13 protein-coding genes are annotated in these 13,326 nt (G+C 37.9%); 6 read left to right on the top strand and 7 right to left on the bottom strand.

The window, feature by feature from the left end; translation table 11 throughout:
* Nucleotides 1–603: an RNA polymerase subunit sigma-24 gene (locus tag CNR22_16670; GenBank protein ID PBQ33341.1), complete on the top strand. Its 603-nt coding sequence runs from the start codon at nt 1–3 to the stop codon at nt 601–603.
* Nucleotides 584–1,651, top strand: a complete 1,068-nt coding sequence (locus CNR22_16665; GenBank protein ID PBQ33340.1) for a hypothetical protein — start codon at nt 584–586, stop codon at nt 1,649–1,651. The genes CNR22_16670 and CNR22_16665 overlap by 20 nt, the downstream gene beginning before the upstream one ends.
* A 101-nt stretch (nt 1,652–1,752) precedes the next feature.
* Here the strand turns inward: CNR22_16665 and gldA are convergent, their stop codons facing one another.
* From gldA to CNR22_16630, 7 genes are all read right to left on the bottom strand, one after another.
* Nucleotides 1,753–2,655, bottom strand: a complete 903-nt coding sequence (gldA, locus tag CNR22_16660) for a gliding motility-associated ABC transporter ATP-binding subunit GldA (protein PBQ33339.1) — start codon at nt 2,653–2,655, stop codon at nt 1,753–1,755.
* Nucleotides 2,656–2,716: 61 nt separating this feature from the next.
* A complete protein-coding gene (locus CNR22_16655) occupies nt 2,717–3,715 on the bottom strand; it encodes a tryptophan 2,3-dioxygenase (protein PBQ33338.1) in 999 nt (332 codons plus the stop codon).
* 86 nt (nt 3,716–3,801) lie between these two features.
* The gene (locus tag CNR22_16650; protein ID PBQ33337.1) at nt 3,802–4,845 is read right to left on the bottom strand and encodes a hypothetical protein; all 1,044 of its coding nucleotides are present in this window, start codon (nt 4,843–4,845) and stop codon (nt 3,802–3,804) included.
* Nucleotides 4,842–6,791, bottom strand: coding sequence for a pilus assembly protein TadD (locus CNR22_16645; GenBank protein PBQ33336.1), 1,950 nt, complete (start codon nt 6,789–6,791; stop codon nt 4,842–4,844). The genes CNR22_16650 and CNR22_16645 overlap by 4 nt, the downstream gene beginning before the upstream one ends.
* Nucleotides 6,792–6,840: 49 nt before the next feature.
* Nucleotides 6,841–7,386, bottom strand: a complete 546-nt coding sequence (locus tag CNR22_16640; protein ID PBQ33335.1) for a GNAT family N-acetyltransferase — start codon at nt 7,384–7,386, stop codon at nt 6,841–6,843.
* A gap of 283 nt (nt 7,387–7,669) precedes the next feature.
* A complete protein-coding gene (locus CNR22_16635) occupies nt 7,670–8,455 on the bottom strand; it encodes a diaminopimelate epimerase (GenBank protein PBQ33334.1) in 786 nt (261 codons plus the stop codon).
* A complete protein-coding gene (locus tag CNR22_16630) occupies nt 8,455–9,090 on the bottom strand; it encodes a hypothetical protein (GenBank protein PBQ33333.1) in 636 nt (211 codons plus the stop codon). The genes CNR22_16635 and CNR22_16630 overlap by 1 nt, the downstream gene beginning before the upstream one ends.
* Nucleotides 9,091–9,423: 333 nt before the next feature.
* Between CNR22_16630 and CNR22_16625 the strand changes: the two genes are divergently transcribed.
* The 4 genes from CNR22_16625 (at nt 9,424) to CNR22_16610 (ending at nt 13,295) form a co-directional block, all read left to right on the top strand.
* Complete coding sequence (locus CNR22_16625; GenBank protein PBQ33332.1) at nt 9,424–10,875, top strand: deoxyribonuclease HsdR; 1,452 nt, start codon at nt 9,424–9,426, stop codon at nt 10,873–10,875.
* Between the two features lie 73 nt (nt 10,876–10,948).
* Nucleotides 10,949–11,401: a protein-tyrosine-phosphatase gene (locus CNR22_16620; protein PBQ33331.1), complete on the top strand. Its 453-nt coding sequence runs from the start codon at nt 10,949–10,951 to the stop codon at nt 11,399–11,401.
* 65 nt (nt 11,402–11,466) lie between these two features.
* Nucleotides 11,467–12,195: a hypothetical protein gene (locus CNR22_16615; protein PBQ33330.1), complete on the top strand. Its 729-nt coding sequence runs from the start codon at nt 11,467–11,469 to the stop codon at nt 12,193–12,195.
* A 107-nt stretch (nt 12,196–12,302) separates the two neighbouring features.
* Nucleotides 12,303–13,295 carry a deoxyhypusine synthase gene (locus tag CNR22_16610; protein PBQ33329.1) on the top strand — a complete coding sequence of 331 codons (993 nt, stop codon included), beginning with the start codon at nt 12,303–12,305 and terminating at the stop codon, nt 13,293–13,295.
* The last annotated feature ends 31 nt before the right edge of the window (nt 13,296–13,326 follow it).

Raw genomic sequence — 13,326 nt, 5'->3', positions numbered from 1 at the left:
ATCGCTTTATTCTTGGTTTTTAACGATAAATACAACAATTATTCCGACAATGAGCTGATTAACGTTTTTTCAGAGTCGGGCGACAACAAACTGGTTGGAATCCTTTACCAGCGCTACGGACATCTGGTTTTGGGTTTATGCATCAAGTATTTAAAGAATAAAGACGAGGCTCAGGACGCTGTTATTCAAATCTTTACAAACCTAATAAAGGACCTTAAGAAACACAAAATAGAGTATTTTAAGAGTTGGCTTTACGTGTACAGTAAAAACTTTTGTTTAATGGAACTTAGAAAAAGGCAAAGTGCACTCAAAAAAGAGCTTGAACTGCAGGATAATGTTCATTTGCTTATGGATTACTCAGATCCTGAGCATCTACTAAAAGAAAAGGAGAAGCAGATTTCAATTATGGAAGTAGCGATCGACCTTTTAAACAAAGAACAAAAAATGTGCATTGAGTTGTTTTACTTAAAAAACAAATCTTATGTAGAAATTATGGATATAACTGGATTTAGCAACAACGACGTAAAAAGTTATATTCAAAACGGAAAAAGAAATCTAAAATTAAAAATGGAAGCCCTGATAAATGAGCAGCCACAAGGATAATACGCATAAACACAAATTGAAAGAATTGCTGAACAAAAAAACTCAGCAGGACGAGTCGTTTGATGCCTTTGATCAGGATGCCCTGGAAGGTTTTGCCATGCTTGAAAATGAGAAAGAAGCTTTTGATCTACAAAATCGGGTAGATGCAAAACTATTTTCGGAAGTTTTTAATGAAGAGAAAAAGTCGGTTACCGGCTATTGGTATGCTGCAGCGGGATTGTTTTTGGTAATTGGCTTTAGCATTTATTTATTTCTCAAAACTTCTTCTGTTAAAGAGGATCAATTAGCCATTGAAAGTAGCAGCGGTGATAAGCTTCAAAAGAGCATGGAAGAGCGAACTTTGAAAAATCGCGGTCTTCAGTTTGAAGCTCAGGATCCGTCGCAATCAGCGGGTCAGGTTAATTCTGAAAACGCAAAACCTGTTTCAGAATCAGAAACTGCTCCTGAGGCTCCAATGAAAGAGGGAATTAAATCCAGCTTCAAAGACGATCAAAAAACCATTACTTCTTTCCAAATCAAGACGGCGCCAAAACCGATGTCAGCTCCTGCCAGTGAAAAGAATGAAGTGCTTGCACCGGTAGAACAAATGAATCAGGGCAGTGACATGCCTGCTGTTGCAAAGGCTGAAGAAACTAAAAAGATAGAGGAATCCGACTCCGAAAAAGAAGTGGTAGCCGGTGCTAAAGATTCTAAAAAATTAAAGTCTACTGAGGGCAATGAGCGATCTGGTAATTATATGTCGCCACCTTCTGCCGCCAGCTCTGATGCTGGGGCAGCTATTGCTCTGCCTGAAATTTCAGACGAAGCTGCCTTTAAAAAAGAATTGAAAGAAGCTCTCGTGGCAAAAAATCTTGTCGGAAAATTTGATGTTTCTCTAATGCTGGATGAAAAAGGGAAGGTAAAGAAAGCTGTTTTTACAAATGCTTTTGATTTTACGAGGAGTCAGCAAAAAGAAATTACTCAGGTTCTTACCGACTTAAAATCTTTGAAGTTTAAAACCTCTTCTAGTCCTGTTTTGCAGCAGTACAATTTAGTGTACAGACCCTGATAACAAACCGCTAAGCAAGACGAAGGCCAATAGCTATTGGAGGAAGGTATAAATGTTTGCTCTATACTTGAAGCAGTTAAGTTTGAAAAGCAAAAGCTTTATTATTTTGTCAATTCTTTAAAGACGTCCTCAATCTTTTGTTCTTCTTTATTAAGCGTTAATACGCCCAAATTGTTTGCTACTGCAAAGTTAAAGATCTCTTTACGCACATCGTCTTTTGATAAGGAAATTAACTGCCAGGTTGTGTTTTGAAGAAAATTCACCTGGTCAATCTGAGGAATTGTTTTTAGCAAATCTGAAGAAACGATCTTATCAAATTCGACGGTAATGATTTGTTTGGTGCTGTTTTTTTGTAAGTTTTTGGTTTCGTCGTTTGCAACAATCTCTCCTTTATTGATGATGATTACCTTGTCGCAAATAGCTTCAACCTCCTGCATGATGTGGGTGCTTAACATCACTGTTTTTTGTTTACCCAGCGATTTTATCAGGTTACGAATTTCTTCCAGTTGATTGGGATCAAGTCCGGTAGTGGGTTCATCCATGATCAACACTTTTGGATCGTGAATCATAGCCTGGGCAAGACCTACACGCTGACGGTAACCTTTACTTAAAGCTCCTATTTTTTTATTCTGTTCAAGTTGCAATCCCGTTACCGCAATCATTTCTTTAACACGCGCGTTGCAATTTTTTATTTTATGAAGATTGCCTGCAAACTCAAGAAACTCTTTTACATACATGTCAAGGTAAAGAGGATTATGTTCTGGTAAATACCCAATTTGTTTTCTTACGTCCAAACTTTGAGAAGCTATATCAAAACCTCCAACTGTGGCAGAGCCCTGTGTTGGCGGAATATAGCAGGTAAGAATTTTCATCATGGTACTTTTACCCGCACCGTTCGGACCAAGAAAACCAACTATCTCATTGCTTCCTACTTCAAAAGAAATATTATTCAACGCCTTTTGAGTGCCATATAATTTGGTGATATTTTTTACTTGTATCGACATATTAGTTCGAGTTACGGGTTTTTCATTTCGTGTTTAAGCCGGAATAAAAAAACCGAAATAATTAATTGGTTCTAAAAACATTCGTAACCACCCAGCCTTTACCCCAGTCGGCAATTTCTTCTTCCGACCAAAGTTCAGGGAAAAATATACGTTTTTGGAAACGTGGCGGCAAATATTTTTGCCAGTTAGTTCCCCCTGTTGCCGCTATATCTTCGGTGTTTTGTTGTAAATACTGAACGGCAGATTTATAATGCATCAAAGGCCAGTTGACATTTACATTCACGTCAATTTCTTTTAAAGCATTTATTACTTTTTGATTTTTCTGATCTTCTTCAGAAAGTGATTTATATTTTGCCCAAAGATTTTTCGTTTTGTATTCTTCAGCAAGTCTTACAAATTCTTTCCCGTATTTTTTTTCGAATTGCAGAAGCGTTAAAGTTTTTTTACCGGTGCTTAATTCTGTAGCACCTTTATTCCAGTAAATATTTTTAAACATTTCCTCTATCGGAGGATGTTGGTTCTGATAAGTAGGACGAACATCTTTGTCTACCAAATTATAAAAATCAGTGGCACAAATTTCGATCTTACGGTATTGGGCGCTTTGGAAACCACTTGCAGGAAGCAGGGCCATGCGGTAGCGTAAAAACTGCTCTTTTTCCATACCGTCTACCATGATCTCAAAAGATTTGGTAAGCGCTTCAAAATAGCGGTTGATGCGGCCTACCCTTTCAGCAAAAAATTTAGGATCGAGTTTTTCTTTCCACCCATCCATCTTACCATTTGGTAACATTACAGGGCCGTTGTTTCCTATTTGCTCAAATTCGTTTAAAGCTAATTTGAAAAAAAGTTCGGTGATCTGATGATACATGATAAAAATCTGCTCATCCGGAAAATCTGTTTTAGGATTTTGTAAAGTAAGAAGAGTTTCCACCTGAATGTAATCCCAATAGGTCAAATAATTTGAAAGTAATAGTCCATCCAGGTAACCGTTAATGTCCTGACCCATTTGGCCGTATTTATCTTCTAAAAGTTTTATTTTTTCTTCAGTATTCTTATCCATAATCGGGAAGTATTTCTAGTTGTTTATCTTTTGATGTGCAGGAGCCCCAAAAATACACATTTTACAAGGCTTCGCAAAACTTGCTTCTAGCGCCCCAGCCCCTTTTTATTCATGGCTTTTTGATAGGCAGAGGCATATTTACGATGTTGCTCGTAGGTGGCTGAAAAGTCTGAAAGTCCATTCAATTCTGGTTTCGCGCAAAAGAAAATAAAATTGTGCTTGCTGTAATTTAAGGTCGCATCAATTGCTTGTTGCGAAACGAGACAGATGGGCCCCGGTGGCAGTCCCTTGTAACGATAGGTATTGTAGGGCGAATTAATTTCTTTATCGACATTATAAACTCTTCGCGCACCAAAATTTTTATTTGCAAACTTTAAAGTTGGATCAGCTTCCAGGCGCATATCTTTTTTGAGACGGTTAATGTATACACCGGCAATTTTCTCCTGTTCGCTTTCAATAGCACTTTCACTCTGCACAATAGAAGCGATGGTAATAATTTCAGCTACCCTGAAGCCCAGTTTTTTTGCCTGAGTTACTCGGTTGCTGTTCCATACTTTTGAATAACGTTCTCTCAAAATATCAAAGAGTTCTTCGGTTGTGATGGCCCAGCTAACCTCGTACACACCTGGTACAAGAAGTCCGAAACTATTATCAGGATCTAGTTTAAACCATTCGTGTAGTTTTTTTTCGTCACTTAACACATCTTCCAGTTCTGAACCCGAGAGCTCCAGTTTTTCATCAGTATATTCAACAAATTCTTCAAGGTCATGAATCTGCGAATTGTAGGTAAGCTTTACTTTTTCCTGCTTATTATATTTGATCATGTTAATGATCTGGCGCATGTTCATCCCATTGTTAATACGGTATTTTCCCGGATGAATACTATTTTCAAGATCCATTTCTTTGGCTAACCATTCGAAGGATTTTACATTCTCAATAATGTTCTCAGAATTTATGTCGTTCACTACATCTTCAAAAGAGTCGTCCCTTTCGATGTAGATGTAGGTGTAATTTTTATCCTTTAAATTAATGCCTTTAAAGAATTTCTGGTAAAAGTACATTCCTGCAGTAACAAGAATAGCAAGAATAACCAGGATAACTAAAAAACCGCTTTTCTTTTTCTTACTCATAATCTGTTCAGTTGCTGTAAGGCCATGGCGGCTCTCTGATTTTTAGGATTTTTTTTAAGGAGTATTTCTAATTGTTTTTTAGCAGAAACTTTATCTTTCATAAACATATAATACCCCGCCAAATTTAATAAAAGTGCTTCATTATCCGGGTCTAATTTTTTACCAAGTGTATACAAGCGGAAAGCCTCTGCAGGAAAGCCCTGAGTTAATTTTATATAACCCAAATTTGAGTAGGCGGATACAAACTTTGGATTTTCCTGCATGATAAATTCAAATTGTTCTGTAGCGCCGTTCATATTGTTAGAAGCGGCCAAGTTCGAACCTAATTTATTTCTAAAATCCAAATTGTAGGGTGCTAAGGCAACGGCCTTTGTAAACCATTTAACAGCCGAAGGAGTATTTCCTGTATTCGAAAAGGCTTCACCGATATGGTAAGCAGTCCAGGCATCCTTATTTTCGAAAGATTTTGTAACAAAAAAAGAATCGCACTTTTTTTCTCCATAGGTATTTATAAGATTTAAGATCTGCGGGAAATTTTGTTTTATAAAATAAATCTGAATCTGCAGAGCAAGACTTTTCTTCGCATCTTTCACCGTTTTTAAAATACTTAGAGCTGAATCGAGATACACGGGATTCTGATCAAACTTGCTGTACTGATCGATGTAAGCTTTTGTTCGTGTTAAAGCATCCGGATTTTTTTCGTTTACAGAATAAAGTCCTATAAAAGTTTTGATCTTCTCTTTTTCTTTTTTTGTAATGGGTTTCCGAATATAATGATCGTGAACAGAAACGTGTGGAATGTCGGTAGACCCTGAGGATGGCATATGGCAGGAGACACAGTTTTTCAGGTTGGCAGCAGGCAGTTGGCGGTGAGCCTTCTCGACCAAGCTCGAAGCGGGAGCATGACATTTCATGCAGGCATCGTTAAAACTATTTTTATTGGTATTGCGAACGCTTACATGGGGATTATGACAGGTAACACACGTCATGGCTCCCTGATAAGGTTTTAAACTATTTTGTTTTCCGGCTTTTTCGTAGGATTTAATAAAGCAGGCGCTTTGTTTCAAACGATCGGCGTGTGAAGCCATGATAAAGTCTTCATCCGCATTTTTATATTTTGGAAGAAAGACCGAAATAAAATCGCTCAATTTCTGTCCGGGTTTAAAATCATAAAAAGATTTATCTTCTTTTAAAACTGCATTTCCCTGCAAATGGCAACGCTGACATATATCGAACTGCGCATCAATAGAAAGTTTAGCAGGATTTACGATAGAATAATCAATGTATTTGGAAGTATCTATTTTGCTGCCCGTGCTTCTTTCTGCCACGTGGATACTGCCGGGGCCATGGCAACGCTCGCAATCAATGCCGTTAGGAACGCTTTTAAATTTATTTTCAGAACCTAAAACAAATTCCGGATAACCATTATGACAAGACATACATTCAAGGCCTATTTTTCTTGAGAAACGAGTATTCACACCATTTTCAAAACCAGGTGGAAGATCCCAGTGTTTTTTTTGCGTGTAATAGGTCATCGGCATTTGATTGATATAGCCGTTCACAGATTGCATGTGAGAATTTGTATGCTGTCCCGACCCGATTATATAATTCACCTGCTCTGTTCTTACATGCGTTGTATCTTTTTCAGCAAGTCGAAATTCTTTGATGAATAAACTATCGTGATCCCAATAAGCCTTGTAATGCAGATCAGCAATTTTATCATAGATTGAAGCAGATGAAAAATCGCCGGAAGATTTTTTTGTGGTGGCTATATCAAAAGATTTTCCCATTCCGGTTTCTATAAAGGTGTTATAGATAGGCTGGTGACATTGCCGGCAAGTCATCATTCCCACATACTTAGCAGAATCGGAATGGTTTAAATAAAGTAAAGAATCCTTTTTTTCTTTCGTTTGATTTATTGCGGCGTCCGGACCGCAGCTAATCATGACAAGAAGCAAGGTAAAATAGTACAGAAAATATTTCAGTGTAAAAATCCTAGTCACCGTTGTTAATGATTTGCATGAACCAAACATCCTCAAACGTATTCAATCCCGTTTTGATCCAGCACTTTTTCAATCCGCTCTTTTCGAAACCCGCTTTTTCAAACAGGCCTATGCTGGCAGTATTGGAGGCGGAAACGTGAACGAAAATTTGTTTTAAAAGCAAAGTTTTAAAACAGTATGCTTTCAAAAGCTCGATAGATTCTAATGCACAACCAGACTTGCGAAAAGACTCCTCTATATAAATTCCTAAACCCGTACGGTGATGTTGCGGATCGAACTCAAAAAGATCTGCAATACCGATAGTTTCGGCAGATCCATCAGCCTTCGGAGTTGTTTTTGCCACCATCAGGCGTAGCTGTTTGTTCGTATAAATATCCGAGTATGCGGCATTGGTAAATTCATCTAAGATAAATTTGCTAAAGGGTACCTGCGTGTAACTCACCGGCCAGAGCGCCTGGTTATTTTCCCAGCGGTAAAGCAGGTCTGCATCGGAGGGCTCTAAGGCTCTAAGAGAGATGTTGTTTCCTTTTAAGAACATGATTGGATAAAGTTAAAATAATTCCCGGATGCTTTTGCCACAGATTCCACCGATTTCACAGATTTTTCTCAAAGTGACAGCTATAAATAAAATATGTTTGATTTTCAATTTCTTTACCACAACCTACTTTCTATAAAAAAACAGGACGCAGGTTTTTATTTTGCCGCTTATTTTTTTGCCTGTGGCAAGAATAACTTTGTCACTCACCCTAAAGAGCAGTTCAAAAAATGTCCTGGCATAGGTTCAGGCGGGAAAGGGATCTGAATGCCTGGTAAAACTGCAATCAACCGATATGAATCGAACCGCTGAAAACTTTTACAGCAGGACCTTTGAGCCAGATGTTATAGAAATTTTGTTCGAGCACTTTTTCGAAAGTTACTTCCAGTGTTCCACCTTTGGTTTTAATGAGACAATTATTTTTACCATTAGAGATGCCATTAACGGCCGCTACAAGAGCCGCTGCTGTAACACCTGTTCCACAAGAATAAGTTTCATCTTCTACTCCTCTTTCGTAAGTGCGAACAAATAATTCATCTTCTTGTTTTTCGATAAAGTTCACGTTTGTACCTTCTTCTTTAAAGCGCTCATTGTAACGAATTTTTTTTCCTTCGTTAACTACGTCAAAATTTTCAACGTCCAGCACAAACTTTACATAATGAGGCGAACCCGTGTCGAGATAAAAATAATCCTCACCCAGTTCCATAGTTTTAACATCCTGCATTTTTAAAGAAACCATGCCTGAGGCATCGATAGTTGCTTCGTGCGGTCCGTCGGTTGCAGAAAACTTTGCATTTTCAGAAATTAGTCCTAAATCCTTTGCAAAAGCAACCAGGCATCTTCCGCCATTGCCACACATACTGCTGCGGTTTCCATCGCTGTTGTAATATACCATACGAAAATCAAAACCTGGTTCAGATTCCAATAAGATCAGACCATCGGCTCCAATTCCAAAACGACGGTGACATAAAGAAGCAACCTGTTCGTGGCTAAGAGAAATATTATTACTCCGGTTATCGACCATGATAAAGTCATTACCGGTTCCCTGGTATTTATAAAAACTGAGTTCCATTAATTGATTTTTGCAAGAAGATCAGTGTCTACAACTCTCTCAAGACGTTTAAAATCGCCCCCATAAAATAGTTTGTAAACCTGGTCAGAAGATTTTATGTAGTATGAATTATCCAGTTTATAGAGTAACACATTGTTAAAGTCCATAAACCCATAAAGCATTATTTTATTTTTTGAGAAGCGATACCCTTTGGTATTTAAAGGTGTTTTCCAGAATTCGATAAAATAGAGATCCGAATAATTATCCTTTACATGAGCGAGTTTGGAGGCCAGGGAGTCCTTTCCTGAAATATTGTCACCGATGATAATGACTTTAACATTTTTAACTGACAATAATTCATCCGTCGCAATATTAATGGTTTCGTCATTGCTAATCAAACTATCCACTTCGCTATAATCTACTTTTTTACTTTTAGAAACATCAATTTTAAAACGTTCCTTACTTTTTTTATTATCTTTTTCTTGCTTGTCGTTCTCATTTTTAACTGACTGTTCGATTACTGTCACCTGGCCGGGGCCAGAGGATTTTAACCTGTCAAATACCTCGTTTAATTTGAACACAAAAAAAGCAGCGCCAATTATCAAACCTATTGATACTCCAAAAATAAAGGTGGGTATTTTTCTTTTCAATCTCATTAATTTTACTGTAAATTTAATCAAAATAGCGATGGGTTGGGAAGCGAAAGTTTTGAATTTTTAACAGCCGGAAACCCTTGCCGGTTAAGGATTGTTAAAAACAAACTGCCAAAATAATATCCGCATTACATTTGTGTTATACAGGTAACATTAAAATTAAAAAGATATAAAAGGTCAGTTTCTAAGTCGCGATTAGAACAGTTAGCTTAGAGTATCGGAAACAAAAAAAACCAACACTAAATAGATATGAGATAGCCATTTTGCTGCAGCGCAAAACGCATATAGTTAAGGTGGGTATATCATGTGGCATTTAAAAAACAAAAATAACAACCTATGAAAAAAATAGTTTCATCCATTTTTGTAGCATGCTTCGGCGGCTTCGTTGCTTTAACCGGTTCACACTTTCTATTCGAAAATGAACATTCTACAAGTCAGGTTACAAATCCTGAGCAATCAAATGTATACAAACTAACAAATTATTCGAGCAGTGCTTCGGGCGGCATGAGCGACTTTACAATGGCTGCTGAGAAGTCTGTAAACTCTGTTGTGCATATAAAAACAATCAGCGAGCAGGTTAATAATCTTTCGTATGATCCTTTCGCTGAATTATTTTTTGGTCAGCCTAAAAAACAACAAAGCTATATTCAGCAAGGAAGCGGAAGTGGGGTTATTATCAGCCAGGACGGGTACATTGTTACTAACAACCACGTGATCGCCGGTTCTGACAAGATCGAAGTTATATTAAACGACCGTCGCACCTACGAGGCGGAAGTAATAGGGGCCGATGCCAGTACGGATGTAGCTTTGCTAAAAATTAAAGAGAAAAACCTTCCCTTCTTAAACTATGGAAATAGCGATGTGGTTAAAGTAGGAGAATGGGTGCTGGCTGTAGGAAATCCATTTAACCTTAATAGCACAGTAACTGCCGGTATTGTGAGCGCTAAAGGGCGTAACAATATTTTAAACGGAAATAAACGCCCCATTGAATCATTTATACAAACGGATGCAGCTGTAAATCCAGGCAATAGTGGTGGTGCTTTGGTAAATACAGAAGGAGAACTGATTGGTATCAATACTGCAATTGCTTCTAACAACGGCTCTTACCAGGGTTATTCCTTTGCGGTGCCTGTTAACATCGTTAAAAAAGTGGTGAGTGATATGGTAGAATTTGGTACGGTTCAACGCGCTTATATTGGAGTTAGCATTCAAGATATTGACGCGAAATTTGCAGCAGAAAAAAATCTGAAACAATTAACCGGAGTATATGTAAATGGTTTAACCCTTGGAGGAAGCGCCGAAGATGCCGGTGTACTTGAAGGTGACGTCATTAAAAGCATTCAGGATGTTTCTATAAATTCTGTAAGTGAATTACAAGAACAAATAAGCAGATACCGTCCGGGTGATAAAATCAATGTAGCTATCAGTCGTAATAACAAGAATATCGTTATTCCGGTTGTTTTAAAAACGTTGGATAACACCACCAACCTCGTGAAAAAAAGTGAGATGGTTAAGTCTACGGCAAGTATACTTGGAGCTGAATTAGAGGATATAGACGGTGATGAGCTGACCGATATGAAGATTGAGAATGGTGTAAGAATTCAGAAATTAAATTCGGGAAGACTTGCTCAAACAGGTATTCAAGCAGGATTTATTATCACGCATATAGATAAACAAAAAATGGAATCTTCTTCACAAGTTAAAAAACGTCTTGAAAAATCGGGACCGGTACTTATTGAAGGATTTTACACCAATGGCATGAGGGCCTCTTACAGTTTCGGCTTATAAGAAATTGCATGCATAAAAAACGGATTTTGGCTTAACCCAAATCCGTTTTTTTTATTTTTTTAAATTTGTGCGCATGAAAAAACTATTATTCGTTTGCCTTGGAAATATATGCCGTTCGCCTTTGGCGGAAGGCATTATGCTTCATTTAAAAGACAAACATAATTTGCAGTTGGAAGTAGATTCAGCAGGTACTGCAAACTACCATACAGGCGAAGCTCCCGACAGAAGAACCATTGCAAATGCAAAAAAAAACGGCGTAGACCTCACCGCTCTGCGCGCACGGCAATTCAATGTTTCAGACTTCGACAACTTTGACCAGATCTTTGTAATGGATAAAAATAATTTTAAAAACGTGGTGAGTCTTGCAAAAAATGAAAATCACAAAGCCAAAGTCTGTTTATTTTTAGAAGGAAATAAAATTTCTGAGCTTCTTGAAGTTCCTGATCCCTATTACGGCGCGGAAGAAGATTTTGAAAACGTATTTAAACTTGTGTATCACACTTGTGAGCGTTTGGCAGGACTTTAAATACCTGAATAAAATTATATGCTTACATTAGCCTTACCCACAAACTAAAATTTGATAAAAGAAGAATGAGAGTGTTGCTTGCTTTACTATTAGTCGTTTCTATAGCGGAATTAACTTTTGCTCAGAAAAGCCCGATAGCTCCTGGTACGAGGCAGCAAAAAATAGATTCTTTAACAGCAGAATTGCGAAAAGATTCCGCCTTTATTTTCCGGCCAAAGTATTCGAAACCGTACCTGCGTGTAGAGAACCGCTATTCTTTCATAAGTAAAGAACCTGTAAACTTAGCCGGATTTATGGCAGGCATTACCCTGGTAGAAAAACATATTCTTTGCGCAGGTTATTACACCTTAAACCGGCTGACCCAAAAATCCATTGAGTTAACCGATGAAAATAACATTACAAGAAGAGAGTATTTAATTCTTAACTATTTTATAACCTCGTATCAATACGTACTCGTTAACAAACGTTACCTTCAGGTGAATGCGCCGGTTGAAATAGGCTATGGTCTCTATTCCACACGGACCACCGATAATCTTGATAATTATTTAAAAAAGTCCAGCGGCAATATTATACCCGCCAGCGCGGGTCTTCAGTTTATTTTTAAACCTGTTAAATGGGCCGGGGTAAGCTGCATAGGAGGCTACCGTCATGTTATTCAGCAAAAAAATATTGACCTTCATTTTAAAGGATTTTACTACTCCTTCGGTCTTTGGATTGACGCGCGACACGTGATCCGTCACACAAAATATTACTTTAAGAAACGTGAATACCGCCAATCTTTGGAAAAAATTTAACATTACAGGTTCCTGTTTTTTCAATTTCAGCCCTTCCAGCAAACCCTGATTACCGGGTAATCAATACAGTAATTAAAAAATTTTATCTTTGCAGCAAAAAATTAAACATGTCAGATTCAGCATTAGCAAAAAAAGGACCGATTTCAAATTTCGTGGCTCACCATTATAAACACTTTAACGCAGCAGCCCTTGTAGATGCAGCAAAAGGATATGAAACACATTTAACCGAGGGTGGTAAAATGATGGTTACTCTTGCAGGCGCTATGAGTACTGCAGAACTCGGAAAATCTTTGGCAGAGATGATTCGCCAGGGAAAAATTGATATTATTTCCTGCACAGGTGCTAATCTTGAAGAAGATATTATGAATCTTGTTGCACACAGTCATTATAAACGTGTGCCGCATTATCGCGATCTTTCTCCACAGGACGAATGGGATCTTTTAGAAAATCATTACAACCGTGTAACCGATACCTGTATTCCTGAAGAAGAAGCATTCCGTCGTTTACAAAAACATATTTATAAAATCTGGAAAGATGCAGACACGGCGGGAGAACGTTATTTTCCGCATGAGTTTATGTACAAGATTTTAAACAGTGGTGAATTGAAACAGTATTACGAAATTGATCCTAAAGACAGCTGGATGCTTGCAGCGGCTGAGAAAAATTTACCAATCGTAGTTCCGGGCTGGGAAGATAGTACCATGGGTAATATTTTTGCATCGTATGTTATCAAGGGCGAGATCAAAGCGAGTACTATGAAAAGTGGTATTGAATACATGGCCTGGTTAGCAGACTGGTATCCAAAAAACAGTGGTGGAAAAGGTGTAGGCTTTTTTCAGATCGGTGGTGGTATTGCTGGTGATTTCCCTATTTGTGTAGTACCGATGCTCTATCAGGATATGGAAATGACAGACATTCCTTTTTGGAGCTACTTCTGCCAGATTTCCGATTCAACGACTTCTTATGGATCTTATTCGGGTGCTGTACCGAATGAAAAAATCACTTGGGGAAAACTGGATATCACTACTCCAAAATTTATTGTAGAGAGTGATGCTACTATCGTTGCTCCGTTAATTTTTGCTTGGATCTTAGGCTGGTAATTGTTATCCGTTTAGAGACAATAGTTTATAG

The sequence above is a fragment of the Sphingobacteriaceae bacterium genome (genome assembly GCA_002319075.1).
In the GTDB taxonomy this organism is placed as follows: Bacteria; Bacteroidota; Bacteroidia; order B-17B0; family Aurantibacillaceae; genus Aurantibacillus.
Note: the sequence above shows the minus strand (reverse complement) of the source record. Positions and strands in the feature narration are given on the sequence as shown.

What these genes read in the sequence shown, in the direction of transcription:
- CNR22_16665 (PBQ33340.1), top strand. Translation starts at nt 584, where the DNA reads ATGAGCAGCCACAAGGATAATACGCATAAACACAAATTGAAAGAATTG.
- gldA (PBQ33339.1), bottom strand. Translation starts at nt 2,655, where the DNA reads ATGTCGATACAAGTAAAAAATATCACCAAATTATATGGCACTCAAAAG.
- CNR22_16655 (PBQ33338.1), bottom strand. Translation starts at nt 3,715, where the DNA reads ATGGATAAGAATACTGAAGAAAAAATAAAACTTTTAGAAGATAAATAC.
- CNR22_16650 (PBQ33337.1), bottom strand. Translation starts at nt 4,845, where the DNA reads ATGAGTAAGAAAAAGAAAAGCGGTTTTTTAGTTATCCTGGTTATTCTT.
- CNR22_16645 (PBQ33336.1), bottom strand. Translation starts at nt 6,791, where the DNA reads ATGATTAGCTGCGGTCCGGACGCCGCAATAAATCAAACGAAAGAAAAA.
- CNR22_16640 (PBQ33335.1), bottom strand. Translation starts at nt 7,386, where the DNA reads ATGTTCTTAAAAGGAAACAACATCTCTCTTAGAGCCTTAGAGCCCTCC.
- CNR22_16635 (PBQ33334.1), bottom strand. Translation starts at nt 8,455, where the DNA reads ATGGAACTCAGTTTTTATAAATACCAGGGAACCGGTAATGACTTTATC.
- CNR22_16630 (PBQ33333.1), bottom strand. Translation starts at nt 9,090, where the DNA reads ATGAGATTGAAAAGAAAAATACCCACCTTTATTTTTGGAGTATCAATA.
- CNR22_16625 (PBQ33332.1), top strand. Translation starts at nt 9,424, where the DNA reads ATGAAAAAAATAGTTTCATCCATTTTTGTAGCATGCTTCGGCGGCTTC.
- CNR22_16620 (PBQ33331.1), top strand. Translation starts at nt 10,949, where the DNA reads ATGAAAAAACTATTATTCGTTTGCCTTGGAAATATATGCCGTTCGCCT.
- CNR22_16615 (PBQ33330.1), top strand. Translation starts at nt 11,467, where the DNA reads ATGAGAGTGTTGCTTGCTTTACTATTAGTCGTTTCTATAGCGGAATTA.
- CNR22_16610 (PBQ33329.1), top strand. Translation starts at nt 12,303, where the DNA reads ATGTCAGATTCAGCATTAGCAAAAAAAGGACCGATTTCAAATTTCGTG.